Source organism: Aeromonas sp. sif2433 (assembly GCF_019218705.1).
Lineage (GTDB): Bacteria > Pseudomonadota > Gammaproteobacteria > Enterobacterales > Aeromonadaceae > Aeromonas > Aeromonas encheleia.
This window is the reverse complement of sequence record NZ_JAHUXD010000008.1, coordinates 128,783-147,339: the sequence shown is the minus strand read 5'-3', so window position 1 is coordinate 147,339 and position 18,557 is coordinate 128,783. Positions and strand designations below refer to the sequence as shown.

The following is an 18,557-nucleotide window of genomic DNA, read 5'->3' as shown; positions in this document are numbered from 1 at the left end:
GGGAAGAGAAGTGCTTTCCGCTCTGTATACAGTCACTTGCCTGCGATGTTCAGGCCACTTAAGCGGCTCTGCGCCGGCGCGTAGTAGCCCTCTTCATCCTGGGCGTAGTCACTTGCCGGCGATGCTCAAACCGCCGAAGCGGCTCTGCGCAGGCGCGTGGCGGCCCTCCTCATCCTGAGTGCCGTCACTTACCGGCGATGCTCAACCCACCGAAGCGGATCAGCGGGGCGTAGAAGCCCTTGCCATCGTCGTGGTGCAGCCGGTCGCCGACTGCCTCCAGCTCCCCCAGCAGGCGGTAGAAGTTGCCGGCCACCGTGATGCCGCGCACCGGCTGGATGCGCACGCCGTCCCGGCACAGGAAGCCGGAGGCGCCGAACGAGAAGTCGCCGCTCACCGCATCTGCCCCCGAGTGCAGGCCATCGAGTTTGACCAGCTCCAGATACTCGCCCGCCTTGACCTCGGCCTCGCTGTGGGGACCTGTGCCAAACACCAGGTGGCGTGGGCTCACGTCCAGCGCGCTGCGGGCGCTGCGGGCCGCCGCACCGTTGCTCTGAAGGCCGAAGTGGTGGGCGGTGGCGCTGTTGTGCAGCAGGGTTTTGAGCTCCCCCTCGCCAATCAGCAGCAGATCCCGGGTGGGGGCACCTTCACCGTCGAAGGCCTTGATCTTCATGCCGCCCGGCATATGGACCCGGCTCTCCAGGGTGAGCCAGCGGGAGGCCACGCCCTGGCCGACCTTGTCGCGCCAGGGGTTGATCCCCTGCTGGGCCCACTTGCCGGACAGCGCGGCCTGGAAGCAGCCGAACAGGCTGGCCAGGCAGTTGAGGGTGAAGAGGGCGCTGTAGCGGCCGCTCGGCACGGCTTCCCCCAGCAGCAGGCCATCGGCCACGGCATGGATCTGCTCGATGAGGGGAGCCGCGTCCAGCTCGTCGAAGCGGCGCGCATACTGCCCCTGATAGTGCATGGACTGGCGCCCATCACGCTCGATCAGCGCCGAGCTGTGGCAACCGACGCTGAACTCCCGATGCTGGCAGAGGCTGCCCTGGCTGTTGGCGAGCCAGAGTCGGCTCTCCCCTTCGAAGAAGCCGTTGTAGGGGGCGCCGGTCACATCGGGCAAGGCGAGCATGTCCGCCTCGAGGCGCAGGGTCAGGGCTATCTTCTCCTCCACCGGGGTGCTGTCGGGCTGGTTGATCTCGGCGCAGTCGGTGTGGAGGTGGCTGTTGCTCACCCGGATAGCCTGATCTGCATCCACCTTGGCGAAACGGCTGGCGTCGAGCGCATCCTGCAACATGGCATCGAGGGCGACCTCATCCAGGGATTCCGAGTAGGCGATGCCGACCCGACCATCCTTGATGAGGCGGATGCCGAGCTGCTGGCTGCTGGTGACCTTGTATTCCCCCAGCTCGCCCTTGTCGGCCTTGAGGGAGAAGGCCCTGTCCTGATTGGCGATGAGGTCCGCCTCGGCGCCAAGATCGGCAACCTTGTTGAGCAGGCTGCCGAGCAGATGATTCATATCGAGTTGGCTCATCAGGCGTTACCTCCGACCAGAATATTGTCGACCTTGAGCTGTGGCTGGCCCACCGAGGCGGGAATGGAGCCGGAGACGGAGCCGCACATGCCGGCAGAGATGGCGAGATCGCGGCCCACCATGGAGATCTCTCTCAGCACCTGAGGGCCTGTGCCGATCAGGGTCGCCGACTTGAGCGGTTTGGTTATCTTGCCGCGCTCGATGAGGTAGGCCTCCTGCACATTGAAGTTGAACTCGCCGGTGCCCGGTTGCACCGAGCCGCCGCCCATCCGCCTGGCATAGATGCCGTGCTCCACCGTCGCCAGCATCTCCTCGAGGCTGTGGTTACCCGCCTCGATATAGGTGTTGCGCATGCGTGAGGCGGGGGCGAACTTGTAGGACTCGCGCCGGCCCGAGCCGGTGCGGGCATAGCCGGTCTTCAGCGCCCCCATGCGGTCGGCCAGGAAGCCGGTCAGCACGCCGTCCTTGATGAGCTGGGTGTGCTGGGTCGCCATCCCCTCGTCATCGACGTTGATGGAGCCCCAGGCATTGCCCTGCAAGCCTTCGTCCACCGCGTTGACCACAGGGTTGGCGATGAGTTGCCCCATCTTGTCGTGGAACACCGAGGCCTTCTTGGCCACCGAGGTGGTCTCCAGCAGGTGGCCGCACGCCTCGTGGAAGATGACGCCGCCAAAGCCGCTCTCCAGGATGACAGGCAGTTTGCCGCTCGGGCAGGGGGCGGCGCCCAGCTTTACCAGCGCCTGACGGGTGGCGGAGAGGGCCAGCTCGCGCGGATCGATGAGGGCGGCATGCTCCCAGCCCATCATGGCGCCGGGGGCCTCATAGCCCACGCTCTGCTCGCTCCCTTCCATGGCTATGCTCTGGGCCGTGATGCGGTTGTAGTGGCGACGATCGGCCACCTGCAGCCCTTCGCTGTTGAAGATCTCCACCTCCTGCTCCCAGCCCAGCGCATTGGCGGAGAACTGGCTCAGCTTGCTGCTCTCGGCGCGAGCCGCGGCATCCATGGCGTGCAGGTAGGCGATCTTCTGCTCCAGCAGCTTGTCTACCGACAGCGGCAGGGCGATGGGGTGATGGTCGGTGAGACGGCTGAAATCGAAGGCGGTGGCGGTCACCACGGGATCGCGCCTGTCTTTGGCCGCCAGCAGGCTGACGATGCGCAGCAGCTCATCGCGATCGGCCAGGTTGGTGTAGCCGTAGAGCACCTTGTGGCCGTAACACAGGCGTACGCCTATGCCGAAATCGAGGCCGCCGCTGATGGATTCTATCTGGCTGGAGAGAAGGCTGAGCTGGCTGCGGCGCTTGCGCTCCACAAACAGCTCGGCGAAGTCGGCGCCCAGCGCCAGCGCGTGGTCGAGCACGTCGCGGGCAATGGTGGATGCCAGCAGAGAAATCTGGGTCATGGAATATCCTTTTCTGGTCTGTTTCCTGTTTGCTTCCGACACCCTTCTGATTGTGTTATTGGGGTCGAAGTCATTGTTGCAGACCGGCACAAAAAAGTCGCTATAGCGTCATTGAATGATACCGATTGGGGTAATCGGTTCGATAACTGCGCCCGGCAGCCCAGATATAGGCCGCCGGCAGGGGAGATGAAAGCAGCTCGTGGAGCTCGCTTAAGGTCTGATCGACCCAGGGCTCGATGCGGGGCTCGATCTGGTCATCCTGGCTGGCATCGCCCAAGGCCAGCCGACGACATAGTCGTTTCGCTGCTGGAGGAGCCGGGCAGGCGAGATCAGAGCAGCTCGTGGATTTCGCTCAGGATCTGATCGACCCACTGCTCGATGCGAGGCTCGGTCTGGTCGTACTGGTTGGCATCGTCGAGGGCCAGGCCGACGAAGTGGCGGCCATCGTCGATCAGCGCCTTGGAGGCATCGAACTCATAACCCTCGTTGGGCCAGTAACCCACCAGCTTGACCCCCTTGGGCACCAGCTGATCGTGCAACAGGCCGAGGGCATCCTGATACCACTCGCCGTAGCCCAGCTGATCGCCGAGGCCAAACAGGGCTATGATGCGCCCCTCCAGCTCGAGGTCGGCGATGTCTTCCCAGCGGGATTCCCAGTCTTCCTGCAGCTCACCAAAATCCCAGGTGGAGATGCCGAGGATCAGGATGTCGTACTCCTGCATGCGGGCGAGGGGCACGTCCTTGATGTTGTGGATATCGACCAGCTCGGGGCCGATGAGGGCACGGATCTTCTCGGCAGCCATCTCGGTGTAGCAGGTGGTGGAGCCGTAAAACAAACCTATCTTCATCGCTCTTCTCTTGAATCGCAGTGGGCAACAATGTGCTGGGTAACCTAGGGGAGGGGGCCAGTTTAGCAGATTGCCCGGCCCCCTTCACCGGGCAAGCTCCCCTCTTCGTCTCTCCCCTGTGCCTGCCGGCACGGGCCCGCTACAATGAGTCTCCGTTTGCCCAAGATCCAGCACCATGACCAAGCCAGCCCCCGCCGTCCACGACCATCCCCTGATCGAACCCTTCCTCGATGCCCTTTGGCTGGAGCGGGGACTGTCTGACAACACGGTCGGCTCCTACCGCACCGATCTGGAGAAGTTTGCGCTCTGGCTGGACGGGCAGGGCGGCTCCCTTCTGCTGGCCGGCATGGACGACATCCAGCACTACCTCGCCTGGCGGGTGGATCGGCAGTTTGCCCCCAGCAGCACGGCCCGCTTCCTGTCGGCCCTGCGCCGCTTCTACCAGTATCTCAACCGCGAAAAATTGCGCAGCGACGATCCCACCGTGCTGCTGGAGGGGCCCAAGCTGCCCAAGAAGCTGCCCTCCGATCTGAGCGAGGCCGAGGTCGATGCGTTGCTCACGGCGCCTCTGGTGGACGATCCGCTGGAATTGCGAGACAAGGCGATGCTGGAGCTGCTCTATGCCACCGGGCTGCGGGTCTCCGAGCTGGTGGGGCTCACCGCCGAGCATGTCAGCCTGCGCCAGGGGTTGGTGCGGGTGGTGGGCAAGGGCAACAAGGAGCGGCTGGTGCCCATGGGGGAGGAGGCCATCCACTGGCTGGAGCGTTACTACCGGGAGTCGCGCACCCTGCTGCTCGGCGGCACCAGCTCGGATGTGGTGTTTCCTTCCAAGCGGGCGCAGATGATGACCCGTCAGACCTTCTGGCACCGCATCAAGCTCTACGCCACGCGGGCGGGCATCGCCGGTGAGCTCTCCCCTCACACCCTGCGCCACGCCTTCGCCACCCATCTGCTCAACCATGGCGCCGACTTGCGGGTGGTGCAGATGTTGCTGGGTCATGCGGATCTCTCCACCACCCAGATCTACACCCATGTGGCGAACGAGCGCCTCAAGACGCTGCACGGCGAGCATCATCCCCGCGCCTGAGCCGGACTGCCGCCTCCTGGTGCCTGCTCGGCCATGCCGTTATCGCCGTCATAAAAAAGCCGCCCTATGTTGACCATGGGGCGGCTTTTTCAATCACAGGGCAGGATGAGCGGTTACTTGCCCTGCTGGGACTTGAGCAGATCGCGGATCTCGCTCAGCAGCTCCTGATCCTTGGTGGGACCGGCCGGGGCAGGGGCTTCCTCTTCCTGCTTCTTCTGCAGGGTGTTGACGGCCTTGAGCCCCATGAAGATGGCGAAGGCGATGATCAGGAAGTCGATGACGGTCTGGATGAATTTGCCGTAGGCGATGACCACTGCGGGCACCTCGCCTTCGGCGGCCTTCAGGGTCACGGCGAGATCGCTGAAGTCCACGCCACCCAGGATTAGGCCGATGGGCGGCATGATGACGTCACCCACGAAGGAGGAGACTATCTTGCCGAAGGCGGCACCTATGATGATACCGACCGCCATGTCGATGACGTTGCCTCTGGCCGCAAAGGCCTTGAACTCTTTAATCAGACTCATGTTCCCCTCCAAAAATGGGTTCTGAGCGGCCGCTACCGCTCCTTTGATTTGAATAATAAATCAGCAGGAGAGCAGAGGGCTGACCGTCGTGTCTCCTGTCGTCCCGATTAGCTTGCTGGGCCTCGGCCCAATTGGCAACCTGCATGAATGGGAATTTTTTACATCTGGCGCTATTAACGCATCGATAACTAAGAGAATTCTGGGGGATTGGCCGGGGGATCTGGCTGGGCCTGGCGCCCTCCCTGGGAGGGCGGCGGGGCAATCCGGCGGGTCGAGCAGATGCCCAGGATGCCGGTCAAGATCGAAGCCTCAGGGGAGAGCGGCGGCCTGCCGCGCCATGAAAAGGGGCCATGTATCATGGCCCCTGTGGTTAAACCTTGTTAGCTCCCGTTAGGGTGAAGGGGTTGGGCAATCCGGACAGGTCGGGCAGAGCGGACAGGTAGCGGTTGCCGAGTCTGTGTCACTGCCAAAGCCTAGCGGTGCTGTCCCCGTGGCGGTCACGGTATCGCTGAAGGCGATGGAGCCCGGGCTCTCCGAGCCAGCGCTGGCGGGCGTGTAGGAACCTGAGTAGTCCTTGCAGTCGGCCGCAGCCAGGGTGCCTATGTTATGCACATTGCCGCTGGGATCGTCGGTGACGGTGACATTGTTCAGGCTGAGAGGCGGTACGCCGCCCACCCCTGTGGTGTTGCAGACCTGGCCACTGTATTCGACCCTGACCACCAGTTGGTCACCCGCATCCACGACCTTGGTGCTGCAGGCCTTGGTGACGCGGATCCCTGGCTCTCTGTCGACGGTGGGGCAGGCGGCCGTGGTGGCATCGGTGATCGACTGCAGGCCACCATCGCTGGAGGCTGCCTTGACACTGATGCCGTTGGTCGGCCCGTTACCGGCGGAGTCAAAGCTGCCGGTGTAGTTCTCCGATCCCCCTTTCGGTATTGAATCGAAGTTCGCGACCACGAAGTCATCGCTGGTATCGGCCGGGGTGCCGTTATCGTCGGTGACGACGACGTCATGGATGGTGCCAAAGCCTTCGTTGGTGACTGTGCCCTCGAAGCTGAAGGTAAAGCCGGTTTCAGCACTGTTGATATCACCGCTGGTACAGACTTTGGTGATCTCGACCTTGCACAGCTCGAAGTTATCCAGCACGAAGTCTTTCAGTGCCGCGGTAAAGGAGCTGGAGGAGCGGGTCTCGGCCATGAAGCTGCTGAAGCAGCCGTCGCTGCCCCCCACGATCTGGCTGAGGTTGATCCCCCCCTCGAAGAAGCTCTCGAAGGGGAAGGTTCCCTTGGTGCCACTCTTGGGGGTGTAGTCGCTCCACAGGCCGCTGACACCATTCGCCAGCGTGCTGGCGGGGACGGGCACGTCACCCGTGTTGGTCAGGGCGCAGGCGAGGTTGGCGCCGCCCTGATTGGCGCAGACGACGTCGTTGGCGCCCGAGCCTTGCAGCCTGAGTCGCAGGTTGGTGGCGGCGCACTGCCCCGGCTGCGGGCTGTTGTTGGCGGCCTTGCTACAGGTCGGGTCCCAGGTCACCACGGCCAGGTAGGGAAACGCGTTGCTCGCCTGCGGGAAGTTGATGAGAACCAGGGTGTCCCCCACAGTGTGTTTACCGCTGAAACTGCCGTTGGGCAGGGCGGTGACCTTCTGTTTGAAGAACCAGAAGCCCATGAAGGCATCACCGGCATTGGCGATGCGATCGGCGCCAAAGTAGAGCAACAGATCGCTATTCTCGTTGTAGGCGGCGGCATAGGCGTGGGTCAGGTCATCCTTGTCGGGGACGGAGCCATCCTTCCAACTCCACTTGTCGATGTCCAGGATGTCTTTATCACCCCCGCCGAAGATGGTTCTGGGGGCTGTGTCCTGGATGATGCCGGTGAACTTGGTGGCTCCTCCGCTGTCGGGCGGGGTGTCCCAGTCATCGCTCATGACGGCACCGGTGTCGATGTTATCCTGCGGATTTGCATCCAGTTCGAACGGCGATTCTGCCGTGGCGGCCATGGTCAGTGCCGGTGCACAGAGCACCAGCAACAGGGCCATGAACTTTAGACCATGCTGCCAACAGCGCGGCCAAAGATTCATTGCTCGGGTATCCATGTTGCATTCCTCTTGCTTGTTGTTGTCCGTGTCGTCCGGCTCTCTTGGGCAGACGGATCGGCGCTGCATCGGTGCAGGCTTCGTTCCAATATTTCAACCCATTGAAATTAAAATGAAAATGCTTGAGATGGGGTGAGAGAAAGCGGGATCGTTGTTAGCGGAATGAAGCGGATTTTCATGCACGTTTGGCGCCGGGGCAGACTGAGCGCAAAAGAGGGTCTGTTGAGGCTGTCTCAGGAATGGAACAGGGGATGACGCCAGTTGGCGTGGTTCGCTGCCGCAGGGGCGGTGAAACTATGTAATTGGTTGATTTTGTTTTGTTTGTATTCATTTCATGAGATCGTCAGCCGTTCGTCCTGTTGTTCCATAAGCGCTAATAGGCTACTCGCTTGGCTAACATTCTTGGCCAGCATGGCTGGCCTCACAGTAGCAGGGCGTCTTCAGCGCTCGCGCATCACTGGCGTCCAGCGGGCATAGTGCGGCGAGCATCCCCACGCAGCCGACCCAGTAAAAGGGCGATGGCTCAGCCATCGCCCTCGAACCGACCGGTACTCTGGTCGCCATTATCAACTCATTACTCCACTGTCTGGATGGTGACCTCCACTTCGGCCTTGACCTCGTTGTCTTCGTCATCCTTCAGGGTGACCACCAGCGGATCCGGGTTGGTCGCCTGCAGGTTGATGTTGCCAAGATCGGCCAGACCAGGCTCGAGCTCCAGGATGAAGGCGCAGTCATAGTGCGCGCCGGGCAGGATGGTGCCGCCTGCGGTGCAGAGCGAGAAGGGTCCGAAGCCATCGGCGTCGGCCTCATGGGTGCTCACCCCGGGCTCATCGTAGAGGGTGAAGCTGCCCGAGACCCCGTTCCCATCCGCCACATTGACCCCCTTGAAGGTCAAGGCGGTGATGGTCAGGGTGTCTACCCCATTGTTGCTGATGCGGACAAAGCCGGCGGCCTTGAGGGCGAACAGCCTGGTGATGTCGGGTTCCTCATCGGTGAACGCCACGGTGGCATCGTCGCTGTCAGTCACTGTTACATCGTCCTCATCCTTGCCTGCGATGGTGGCCGTGTTGGTGTGACTGTCGCCAGCATTCCCCTGCAGTTCTTTGGAGATGGTACAGCTGGCGTTGTGCCCCGGACTGAGTACGAAGCCGACGAGAGTGGTAGGCGTGATCCCTACCCCGTCCTTCTTATTCACTATGCACAGGTTGGTCAGACTGCCGAATATGTCGTCCTCCAGGGTACTGAAGGTGACATTGTCCACGCCGCCGGCATCGACGGAGAAGGTGAAGGTATAGGCCACGGTGCGAGTCTCGGCGGAATCGCCGGTTTCGAGGACGCTGACGGGCAAGGCATCTTTTAGCAGCGTGATGGTCGACGCCACGTCATTGATGTTGACGGTGGCGCTGTCAGCCGCCGTCGCCTCGTCCCCTTCGTCGTCCAGGGCCTTGGCGGTCGCCTCGTTGGTATGCACATCGCCTTGGTTGCCACCCACAAACTGGGTGAAGCTGCACTCGAATGGAGAGGCCTTGGCCAATACCACGCCGCCGCTGCCCAGGTCGCAGGTGCCCTGTCCATCCAGATCGCCGAATTTATCGTCCATCAGGCTGGTCAGGGTGAGCGGGTCGTCGTGATCGCCCGAGGTGTTGGTGACCTTGACGGTGTAGGTCACGTTGGCTCCCGGTTCCAGCACCTCGTCGGTGGAGGCCGTTTTCTCCACCGCTATGGTCGGCGGGAGGTTGGTGATCTCGACCGTTTTCGCCGGGCTGCAGTTGTTACCCGCCGCCTGGAAGCCAGCCGGGCAGGTACTGCCGCTGCCGACCGTGCCGCCATTCTTGTCCTTGAACAGGGCCACTATGTTGTCGACGTACTTCTCGGGGCTCTGATCGTCGGGCAGATTGCGATCCTTGATATGCAGGGTGAACTGACAACTGTAAGTGGCGCTGGGCAACACCTCCTTGGTCGTCGAGCCCGCGGCGGGTTTCGCGCAGGTGGTGCTGAGCAGGTAGATGCCGTCCGCAGCCCCGACGCTCTCGATGGATCCCCAGAGGTCCACGCTCTTGTCGTAGGTGCCATCCCCGCCAATGTCTATCTCATCCTTCAGGCTGGCGATATACAGGGAGGCGGCACTCGAGTTGGTAAAGCTCAGGTTGTAGGTGAACACGCCACCCGGCTCGGGCAGGCTGGCGGGGGTGACCGTCTTGGTGATGGCAGCCGGCTCAGGCCTGATGAACACGTTGATGGCGAAACTGTCGCAGTTACACTTGGATTTGGTGCCGGGCACAGCGCCGGGAGGGTTGGTGTCCGCACTGCAACTCAAGGTCTTCGATTGGTCCCAGGCCGCACAGTAGGTGAACAGGGCCCTGTTGGGATCGGTAGGGCTGGGCTGGCAGAGCATGGTGACGGGTTGATTCATGAGGGTGTACGAGTCGGTGCCGTTGGCCTTGGTGATATCGCCACAGGTATCCAGGAAATCGGTGGCTTTCACTTTCGGCTCCAGGTTCACATAGGCCACCTGGCCATTTTCCCCGGCGTCACTCGCCTTGGGCAGCAACAGGCTGCAGTTTGGTGCGCCGCCTTGAAGCTCCATCGGGCTCTTGGTTGTTCTCGGCAGGTAGAAGGTGGTGTCATACCGCACGCTGGCGTTGGTTTTGACGGTCACGTTGGCGTTGAAGGTGAACACCTGGCCGTTGACGCACTCCTGGTTCGGATTGACCGGAACCACCTGCGAGACCTCAATGTCTTTGGCCGTACAGTTGAGGCTTCCGCCGAAGGCGTCAGCCATGCATTTTTCCTGCTCCAGACCCGGGAAGATACCGGCCCAGGCCGGGGTGAGACTGGAGAGTCCCCCCAGCGAGGCCACCCCGAGCAAGGGGATCGCCAGCGATCTGAGCAGGCGATTGTGCGTACTTGGTTTCATAGCATTTTCCTCTTCCTATCCTTTGGTTTTTTGTTCCATTCCATTCGGCCGCGACTGCCTGAACCGAGGGGCTTGACTATGAGCAGAGGGGCGGTCCTATGCCCTGTGCGCGAAATCGTGGATAGGGGGCCACTTTGGTGAGGCTGGCATAGATCGACAGCCCAACCCCGAGAGGGGGGAATAACGTATCCATGTTGCATTCCTTTTGCTTCTTGCTTGTTGTTGTCCGTGTCGTCCGGCTCTGTTGGGCAGCCGGCTCGGCGCAGCATCGGTGCAGGCTTTGTTCCAAGAATTCAATTAATTGAAAAGTAAAGAAAAACTAGATGCGGGGTATGAGCGGAGGCGGGAGGGTTGTTAGCGGAATGGAGCGGATTTTCATGCCGGCTCGGCGCCGGGGCAGACTGAGCACAAAAGGGGGGCTTTTGACGCTGTCTCAGGGATGGAACAGAGTGGGTCATGCCCCTTGCCTTGGCGGCTGGTTAATTCATTGGCGGTTTAAGGTATATATTTGATTTTATTTTATTTATTTTATTTTTTAAGCAAAGGGACTCGCTTTCTCCCCCTGTCTCATCGAGTGGCGTAAGTACGCCATCTATCCAATACTTTGCACATTGTTCAGCCGCCGTATGGCGAGGTGTATTAGATGGAGATGCGTACGCTACTGTGTGTCAACACGAGTGGGGTGTGGTGCCCTTCGTCACAGGCATCCTCGCTCGGCTGGCGCTTCTGCTCGGCCTCGTCGCCGCAGGAAGCCTTCGGTCACTATGCACAACATGCGCCCAGGGTGGGCCTGGTGCTGCTGAATGAAGGCGCCACCGAGGCGCTGGAGGCGCTCTTTCGCCAGACCTGCGGCACCATGGTCTGGGTGGCGCTTGCCCCCCCTCATCTGCTTGCCCAGCCCAGGATGCAGGAGCTGCTCCTGAACTACTGCTTCGACTACCACAGCCTGCCGGTGGGGGATGAGCGCCTGCTGGCAGTGCTGGGGCACGCGTTCGGCATCGCCTGCCTGAGGGGCAGCGTTCACCACCCTTGCCGTCATGGCAAGGAGACGGGGGGGCTGATTGGTGCCAGCCCGGTCATGCAGCAGATCATGAGTCGGGTGGAGCGGCTGGCCAAGGTCGACTCGTCGGTGATCCTGCAAGGGGAAAGCGGCACGGGCAAGGAGCTGGTGGCCCGCCAGATCCACCGCCACTCCCTGCGGGCGGATGGCCCCTTCGTTGCCATCAACTGCGGCGCCATTCCGCCCTCCCTGATCCAGTCAGAACTCTTTGGTCATGAGAAGGGGGCCTTCACCGGCGCCTGTCGGCGCCACATCGGCTGCGTGGAGATGGCGCACCATGGCATCCTGTTTCTCGATGAGATAGGGGATCTTCCCCTGCCGATGCAGGTCAACCTGCTGCGGTTCCTGCAAGAGCGCACCATAGTGCGAGTCGGTGGTGCTGGGCCCATCGAGGTGGACATCAGGGTGATAGCCGCGACCAACAGGGTGCTGGATCAGGAGATGGAGCAGGGACATTTTCGGAGCGACCTCTTCTACCGGCTCTGCGTGCTGGATCTGACGCTGCCCCCCCTGCGTGAGCGGGGGGAGGACATCATGCTGCTTGCCCAGTATTTTCTGACCAAGATGGGCGGCATCTTGAATCCCCGGGTACAGGGATTCACCGCCGGCGCCATGCGCCAGATGTTGCAATATCACTGGCCTGGCAATGTGCGGGAGCTCAAGAACCGGCTGGAGCGGGCGCTGGTCCTGTGCGAAGGGCAGCGCATCGATCATCAGGATCTGGGGCTGGCCCTGCCGCAGGCAGAGGGAGGCATACGCCCCCTGAACCTGGTCAGGGCCGAGGCGGAGTGCGAGGCCGTGCGCCGGGCCCTGGTGCTCTGTGGCAACAATGTGACCGAGGCCGCCCGTCATCTCGGGATCTCCCGGCTTACCCTCTACCGGGTGCTGGAGCGCTCCACTCCCACTCTGCCGTCCGAGCCCCAGCTCTCCTGAGCAGGGGCGCGAGCCTCCTCGCCGTCCCTGCCGCTATGACCCGCTCGTCTCGGGCGTGTATGATACCGCCTTGCCATCGGCTCACCGTATTAGAAGACAGGATCGAATTCATGCCCCTGCAAATCCGTCGTCGTCCCCGAGTGGATGACGCTCACCTGCCCGATACCCTGCATCCTCTGCTGCGCCAGATCTTCGCCAGTCGCGGAGTCCTGGACTCCGCTCTGCTGGAGCGCAGCGCCAGCCAGCTGCTGCCGCCCCAGCGCCTGTTTGGCATGGAGCAGGCGGTGCCGCTGCTGGCCGCCGCCCTGATTGCCCAGAAGCGCATCCTCATCGTCGGCGACTTCGACTGTGACGGCGCCACCAGCTCGGCCCTGTGCGTGCTGGCGCTGCGGGCCATGGGGGGGAAGAGCATCGACTTTCTGGTGCCCAACCGCTTCGAGTTCGGCTACGGCCTCACCCCGGAGATCGTCGAGCTGGCGGTGGCCCGTGGCGCCGAGTTCCTGATCACCGTGGATAACGGCATCTCCAGCATCGCCGGGGTGGCCGCCGCCAAGGCCGCCGGCATGCAGGTGCTGGTCACCGATCATCACCTGCCGGGTCATGAACTGCCCGTTGCCGATGCGATAGTGAACCCTAACCAGCGTGGCTGCGACTTCCCCTCCAAGTCCCTGGCCGGGGTCGGGGTCGCCTTCTACCTGATGGCGGCGCTCAACACCCATCTGCGGCAGGCCGGCTGGTATGAGCGTCAGGGCATTCGCGCCCCCAATGTGGCGGATTACCTGGATCTGGTGGCGCTCGGCACCGTCGCCGACGTGGTGGCGCTCGATGGCAACAACCGCATCCTGGTCCATCAGGGGCTGCAGCGGATCCGGGCCGGCCGCTGCCGCCCCGGCATCCAGGCGCTGGTGGATGTGTCGGGCCGCGACGGTCGCCGCTTGTGCGCCGCCGATCTCGGCTTCGCGCTGGGCCCCAGGCTCAATGCGGTCGGCCGGCTGGATGACATGTCCCTCGGGGTCGCCTGCCTGCTGTGCGATGACATCAATCTGGCGCGCCAGCTGGCGGCGGAGATGGACAGCCTCAATCAGGAGCGCAAGGAGATAGAGCAGGGCATGCAGCAGGAGGCGCTCGCCACCCTGGAGCAGATCCGTTTTCGCGATGGCGAGGTGCCAAGTGGCATAGTGCTGCACAGAGACGAGTGGCATCAGGGGGTGGTGGGGCTGGTGGCCTCCAAGATCAAGGAGAAGTACTACAGACCCGTAATCGCCTTCGCCGAGAGCAGCGACACCGAGCTCAAGGGCTCCGGGCGCTCCATCCCCGGCGTGCACCTGCGCGATGCGCTGGAGCTGCTCGATACCCGCCATCCCGGTCTGATGGGCAAGTTCGGCGGTCACGCCATGGCGGCGGGGCTGACCCTGCCCAAGGCAAACATAGAGGCGTTCGGCCGGGCGTTTGAAGCCGTCATCGCCGAGCTGGTGACGCCGGAGCTGCTGACCGGGGTGCTGCTCACCGACGGCGAGCTGCTGCCGGACGAGCTGAGCCTGGAGCTGGCGGAGCTGATCCGCGCCTCCGGCCCCTGGGGTCAGGCCTTCCCCGAGCCGCTGTTCGACGGCGAGTTCGTGCTGGTACAGCAGCGGCTGGTGGGGGAGAAGCACCTCAAGATGATGCTGACCACGGACTCGGGCCGCGCGGTGGATGCCATCGCCTTCGGGGTCGATCTCAAGCGCTGGCCCGATGCCTCGGTGAAGCGGGTGAGACTGGTCTATCGGCTCGATGTCAACGAGTGGCGCGGCAACCGCAGCGTCCAGCTGCTGGTGGAGCATCTGGAAGCCGCCGGCGCCTAAGCCTCGTCTCTTCGTGTGCCACGCGAGCCAACGGCCACCCCAGGGTGGCCGTTGGCGCTCTGTATGCTCATATCTTGATGCCAGATTAACCGATAAAAAGGGTGTTAAGCATCAAGCCAAGCTAACCAATGGCAACGAAAGCCCAATAATGGCATGAGTTATGATATATTCGACTCATCTCGTTATTTGCCTTTTCAAGGTGCTGATCTCTTGCCACCCCTCGGCCGATTACCGACAGGGCTGATGGCCCTCGCCGTCGCCTGCCTGCTGTGGCTTGCCGCGTTCGCGGCAGGCGGGGTCGGTGCATCCGGTCAATCGGCAGCGAGCGAGCTGGCTGCCTCGATGCAGCTGCATCAGCCATCTGACTCCGGCCTCGTCGACAGCGTCAGCCTGCTGCCGGGCGGCCAGTGGCGGCTCGGTGTCGAGCAGGGGCGACGGCTGGAGAGTGGCGCCGCCCCTGAGCGTTACCAGATGCTGCTGGCCTGGTTCCAGCACGACATCCTCGGCCTGCTCTGCGGCCTGCTGTTCTTCCTCCCCCTCATCTACCTCAGGCGGCGGCCCGACTACTTCGGCCATCTGCACCAGCGGCGGCTGCTCTGCCATCACCTGCAATTTCGCTTCTGCCACGGCGACTCGCGCCCGGTTTGTCGTTAAGCGCGCGTTCGACCCCACATAGCTCTGATCTGAGTCATCGCAAGATGTCGGCACATGGCCGCTGTGCGTCGGCGCGCGTTGTGATCCCGTCCCCACCGGCATGATGGTCGCCCGGGACGGGCCTTGCCTGCGCAACCTGTGAGCCTGCCCGATGGAATATTATGTAACCCTGTTCATTCATTCGATTTTTGTCGAAAACCTGGCCCTGGCCTTCTTTCTCGGCATGTGTACCTTCCTGGCCGTGTCCAAGAACATCAACACCGCCTTCGGCCTCGGCATGACGGTGCTGGTGGTGATGGTGATCGCCATTCCCCTCAACAACCTGATCTACCGCCATATCCTGCGCCCGGAGAGCACCTTCCTCGGGGAGTTCGATCTCGGCTTTCTCGATTTCATCGTCTATATCGGGGTGCTGGCGGCGCTGGTGCAGGTGATGGAAATGGTGCTCGACAAGCACTTCCCGGCGCTCTATCACGCCCTGGGGATCTACCTGCCGCTCTTGACGGTGCACTGCGCCATCTTCGGCGGTGTGATGTTCATGGCCCAACGGGATTACGATTTTATCGAATCCGTAGTGTATGGGGCGGGTTCCGGGCTGGGCTGGCTGCTGGCCATCGTCGCCATCGCCGGCCTGCGCCAGAAGATGAAGTATTCGGATGTGCCCGAGGGGCTGCGGGGGATAGGCATCACCTTCATCGTGGCCGGCCTGATGTCGCTCGGCTTCATGTCCTTCTCCGGCATCTCGCTCTGAGTCATGCACCCGCTGACGGCCACTTTGCAGGCCGTCAGCCCAGATGCCTGACCATGTTGTAACCCGTGATGCTGAAGCCCAGCTCCTGATAGAGCGCCAGCGCCCGCGGGTTGTCATGGGCCACCCTCAGCTTGATCTGGTGGATGCCCAGCGCCTGCAAGCTGGCCTCCAGTGCCGCCATGGCGGCCTTGCCATAGCCCAGGCCGCGCCGGGACGGCGTCATGTAAAAGTCGCAGATAAAGGTTTCGCCCTGAGCGGTGTCGATGGCGTGCCAGAGGTAGCCGAGTGGCTGGGTATCTATGTCGAGCGCGCCGTCATCGGCCCCCGGCCCGCCTGCGGGCACTATGCAGAGCAGGTGGTGGTTTGGCGTGGCAACCCCCTGGGGCAGGGACTGGTGCAGGCTCTGTTCGGCCTTGTGGCGGGCGGTGGGCAGATCATGACCATGATTGCTGGCGAGATCTTGCGCGTAATCCTCGATGAAGTAGGCGCAATAGACGGGGTAGTGCTGCTCGCTCATGGGGAGCAAACGGACGAGGGGGGTCGGCATCCTGCGGATCACTCAAAGAGAAAATGAGCGGTCACGTTAACCCGCTAAGGGGGAGCAGGGCAAACAGTGTGGCCAAGACTGATGGCAATGGGAGTGATCGAAGAGCACCCATAAAAAAGAGCGCCCCAGGGCGCTCTTTTGTTGATGAAGGAGGGAGGCAGTCTGGCCTCTCTTCCTTGCGAGGTTATTTGACCTCTTCGCCCTTGGCTTGCAGATCCGCATGGTAGGAGGAGCGCACGAAGGGGCCGCAGGCGGCGTGGGAGAAGCCCAGCGCCATGGCGACGTCTTTGAGCTCGTCGAACTCTGCGGGCGGCACGTAGCGCTTCACCGGCAGGTGGTGGCGGCTCGGCTGCAGATACTGGCCCAGGGTCAGCATGTTGACGCCGTGCTCGCGCAGATCGGTGAGCACCTGCACGATTTCCTCGTTGGTCTCGCCCAGACCCATCATGACGCCGGACTTGGTCGGCACATGGGGGTGCATCTCCTTGATGCGGCGCAGCAGCTCCAGCGACCACTTGTAGTCGGCGCCGGGGCGGGCGACGCGGTACATGCGCGGGGCGGTTTCCAGGTTGTGGTTGAACACGTCCGGCGGGGTCTCGCGGAACACTTCCAGCGCCTGCTCCATCCGGCCACGGAAGTCCGGGGTCAGGATCTCGATGCGGGTCTGGGGGCTGTGCTCGCGGATCTGCTTGATGCAGTCGGCGAAGTGCTGGGCACCGCCGTCACGCAGATCGTCGCGGTCCACCGAGGTGATGACCACGTATTTCAGCCCCATCTCCTTGATGGTGAGCGCCAGCTTGTGCGGCTCGTCGGGATCCAGCGCCAGCGGGCGGCCGTGGGCCACGTCGCAGAAGGGGCAACGACGAGTACAGATGGCACCCATGATCATGAAGGTGGCGGTACCGTGGTTGAAGCACTCCGCCAGGTTGGGGCAGGAGGCTTCCTCACAGACCGAGTGCAGCTTGTTTTTGCGCAGCGTGCTCTTGATGTGCTCGATCTTCTGGCTCGACGGCGGCAGCTTGATCCGCATCCAGTCCGGTTTGCGCAGCACTTCCTCGTTGGGATCCGGCATGAATTTCACCGGGATCAGGGCCATCTTGTCGCCATCGCGCAGCTTGACGCCCGGCTCCATACGAACGGGTTTGCTCATGATTCACTCTCGGTGTTTGTTATTGTCAGGTTGATAGCCGCAAGGGTCATTTTCATACCCTCGTGGCCGCATGCCACGGGCTCGCTCATGGGGCTTCGTCGACATGGCTGATGCTCTGATAACCAATCAGGCTGGCCAGTTCGGCCACCAGAATGGCTTGCGCCTCGGCCACGCTCTGCGGGCCGCCCAGGGCGCTGGTCTGGGTCATGGCCATGCCCGCATAGCCGCACGGATTGATGCGCAGGAAGGGGGTCATGTCCATGTTGATGTTCAGTGCCAGCCCGTGAAACGAGCAACCCTTGCGGATGCGCAGGCCCAGCGAGGCCAGTTTGGCCTCCATGCCCAGCTCGTTCTGCACGTAGACGCCGGGGGCATCGGGCTTGGCATAGGCTTCGATGTCGCTCCTGGCCAGGGTCTTGATGATGGCGGTCTCCAGACAGGTGACCAGCTCCCGTACCGAGAGCTTGCTGCGGCGCACATCCACCAGCACATAGAGCACCAGCTGGCCGGGGCCGTGATAGGTCACCTGGCCGCCGCGATCGCTCTGCACCACCGGGATGTCGCCGGGGGCGAGCAGGTGCTCGGCCTTGCCTGCCTGACCCTGGGTGTAGACGGGATCGTGCTCCACCACCCAGAACTCATCCGGGGTATCGCTGGTGCGACCGTCGGTGAAGGCCTTCATGGCATCCCATACCGGCTGGTAGGGGCGGCGGCCCAGCTGTCTGACTAGCAGCTGTGGCTGAGCGGGGATCTGGGGTGACATCTTTTCCTCACAGGCTGGCGCTTGAGTCGGCACCATGGGTCAGCTCTCGGGGGTGACGCAAAATCAATCGCCCCTGGCGGGGCGAGAGAGAAATTACAGTACGTATTTCACCAGCTCGATCTTGCCAAGGGCGTGGTACATGGCTTCGATGTGCTCTTTGCTCTGGGCGGTGACCGTCACTCGAACCGAGTGATACTTGCCCTTGGAGCTGGGTTGGACAACGGGACTGTAAGTACCGGGGGCGTGCTGCTGCAGCACTTCCACCACCTGGTCCGGCAGGGTCGGGTCGGCAATGCCGAGCACCTTGAACGGGAACTTGCAGGGGAACTCCAGCAGTTCATCAAACTTGGTATTCATTTACTCACCTTTTGGCGTCGTCGTGAAACGACTTCATCTTTAATCTTGTGTGGCCTGGTGGCCGATGGCCCATCGGGGCCGCCAGTACGAGTCAATATGGGCACGGCCC

General features: G+C 62.5%; 15 protein-coding genes. 5 read left to right on the top strand and 10 right to left on the bottom strand.

Annotated elements, in window-relative coordinates; all coding sequences use genetic code 11:
• Positions 1-184 precede the first annotated feature (184 nt).
• From KW825_RS14030 to fldB, 3 genes are all read right to left on the bottom strand, one after another.
• Complete coding sequence (locus tag KW825_RS14030) at positions 185-1,525, bottom strand: TldD/PmbA family protein (protein WP_218329558.1); 1,341 nt, start codon at positions 1,523-1,525, stop codon at positions 185-187.
• Positions 1,525-2,925, bottom strand: coding sequence for a TldD/PmbA family protein (locus KW825_RS14025; RefSeq protein ID WP_218329557.1), 1,401 nt, complete (start codon positions 2,923-2,925; stop codon positions 1,525-1,527). The genes KW825_RS14030 and KW825_RS14025 overlap by 1 nt, the downstream gene beginning before the upstream one ends.
• 329 nt (positions 2,926-3,254) lie before the next feature.
• Complete coding sequence (fldB, locus tag KW825_RS14020; RefSeq protein ID WP_042652773.1) at positions 3,255-3,773, bottom strand: flavodoxin FldB; 519 nt, start codon at positions 3,771-3,773, stop codon at positions 3,255-3,257.
• 175 nt (positions 3,774-3,948) lie between these two features.
• On the opposite strand from fldB, the gene xerD reads away from it, so the two are divergent.
• Entirely contained in the window at positions 3,949-4,860 is a 912-nt protein-coding gene (gene xerD / locus KW825_RS14015; RefSeq protein ID WP_218329556.1) for a site-specific tyrosine recombinase XerD, read from the top strand.
• 113 nt (positions 4,861-4,973) lie between these two features.
• On the opposite strand, the gene mscL is transcribed toward xerD, so the two are convergent.
• From mscL to KW825_RS14000, 3 genes are all read right to left on the bottom strand, one after another.
• A complete protein-coding gene (mscL, locus tag KW825_RS14010) occupies positions 4,974-5,384 on the bottom strand; it encodes a large-conductance mechanosensitive channel protein MscL (protein ID WP_033131098.1) in 411 nt (136 codons plus the stop codon).
• Positions 5,385-5,774: 390 nt separating this feature from the next.
• Positions 5,775-7,418: a hypothetical protein gene (locus KW825_RS14005; protein WP_218329555.1), complete on the bottom strand. Its 1,644-nt coding sequence runs from the start codon at positions 7,416-7,418 to the stop codon at positions 5,775-5,777.
• Between the two features lie 631 nt (positions 7,419-8,049).
• The gene (locus tag KW825_RS14000) at positions 8,050-10,392 is read right to left on the bottom strand and encodes a hypothetical protein (RefSeq protein ID WP_218329554.1); all 2,343 of its coding nucleotides are present in this window, start codon (positions 10,390-10,392) and stop codon (positions 8,050-8,052) included.
• Positions 10,393-11,041: 649 nt separating this feature from the next.
• On the opposite strand from KW825_RS14000, the gene KW825_RS13995 reads away from it, so the two are divergent.
• The 4 genes from KW825_RS13995 (at position 11,042) to nqrE (ending at position 15,631) form a co-directional block, all read left to right on the top strand.
• Positions 11,042-12,385, top strand: a complete 1,344-nt coding sequence (locus tag KW825_RS13995) for a sigma-54 dependent transcriptional regulator (RefSeq protein ID WP_232018907.1) — start codon at positions 11,042-11,044, stop codon at positions 12,383-12,385.
• A 110-nt stretch (positions 12,386-12,495) separates the two neighbouring features.
• Positions 12,496-14,226, top strand: coding sequence for a single-stranded-DNA-specific exonuclease RecJ (recJ, locus tag KW825_RS13990; RefSeq protein WP_218290566.1), 1,731 nt, complete (start codon positions 12,496-12,498; stop codon positions 14,224-14,226).
• Positions 14,227-14,469: 243 nt separating this feature from the next.
• Positions 14,470-14,880 carry a hypothetical protein gene (locus KW825_RS13985; RefSeq protein WP_256353322.1) on the top strand — a complete coding sequence of 137 codons (411 nt, stop codon included), beginning with the start codon at positions 14,470-14,472 and terminating at the stop codon, positions 14,878-14,880.
• 151 nt (positions 14,881-15,031) lie between these two features.
• Complete coding sequence (gene nqrE / locus KW825_RS13980; protein ID WP_042652767.1) at positions 15,032-15,631, top strand: NADH:ubiquinone reductase (Na(+)-transporting) subunit E; 600 nt, start codon at positions 15,032-15,034, stop codon at positions 15,629-15,631.
• A 34-nt stretch (positions 15,632-15,665) separates the two neighbouring features.
• Here the strand turns inward: nqrE and KW825_RS13975 are convergent, their stop codons facing one another.
• From KW825_RS13975 to ybeD, 4 genes are all read right to left on the bottom strand, one after another.
• Positions 15,666-16,178 carry a GNAT family N-acetyltransferase gene (locus KW825_RS13975; protein ID WP_218329553.1) on the bottom strand — a complete coding sequence of 171 codons (513 nt, stop codon included), beginning with the start codon at positions 16,176-16,178 and terminating at the stop codon, positions 15,666-15,668.
• A gap of 184 nt (positions 16,179-16,362) precedes the next feature.
• Positions 16,363-17,328, bottom strand: coding sequence for a lipoyl synthase (gene lipA, locus KW825_RS13970; RefSeq protein ID WP_042652765.1), 966 nt, complete (start codon positions 17,326-17,328; stop codon positions 16,363-16,365).
• 85 nt (positions 17,329-17,413) lie between these two features.
• Complete coding sequence (gene lipB / locus KW825_RS13965) at positions 17,414-18,091, bottom strand: lipoyl(octanoyl) transferase LipB (RefSeq protein ID WP_218329552.1); 678 nt, start codon at positions 18,089-18,091, stop codon at positions 17,414-17,416.
• A 93-nt stretch (positions 18,092-18,184) separates the two neighbouring features.
• A complete protein-coding gene (gene ybeD / locus KW825_RS13960; RefSeq protein ID WP_042652763.1) occupies positions 18,185-18,448 on the bottom strand; it encodes a DUF493 family protein YbeD in 264 nt (87 codons plus the stop codon).
• Positions 18,449-18,557: the final 109 nt, after the last annotated feature.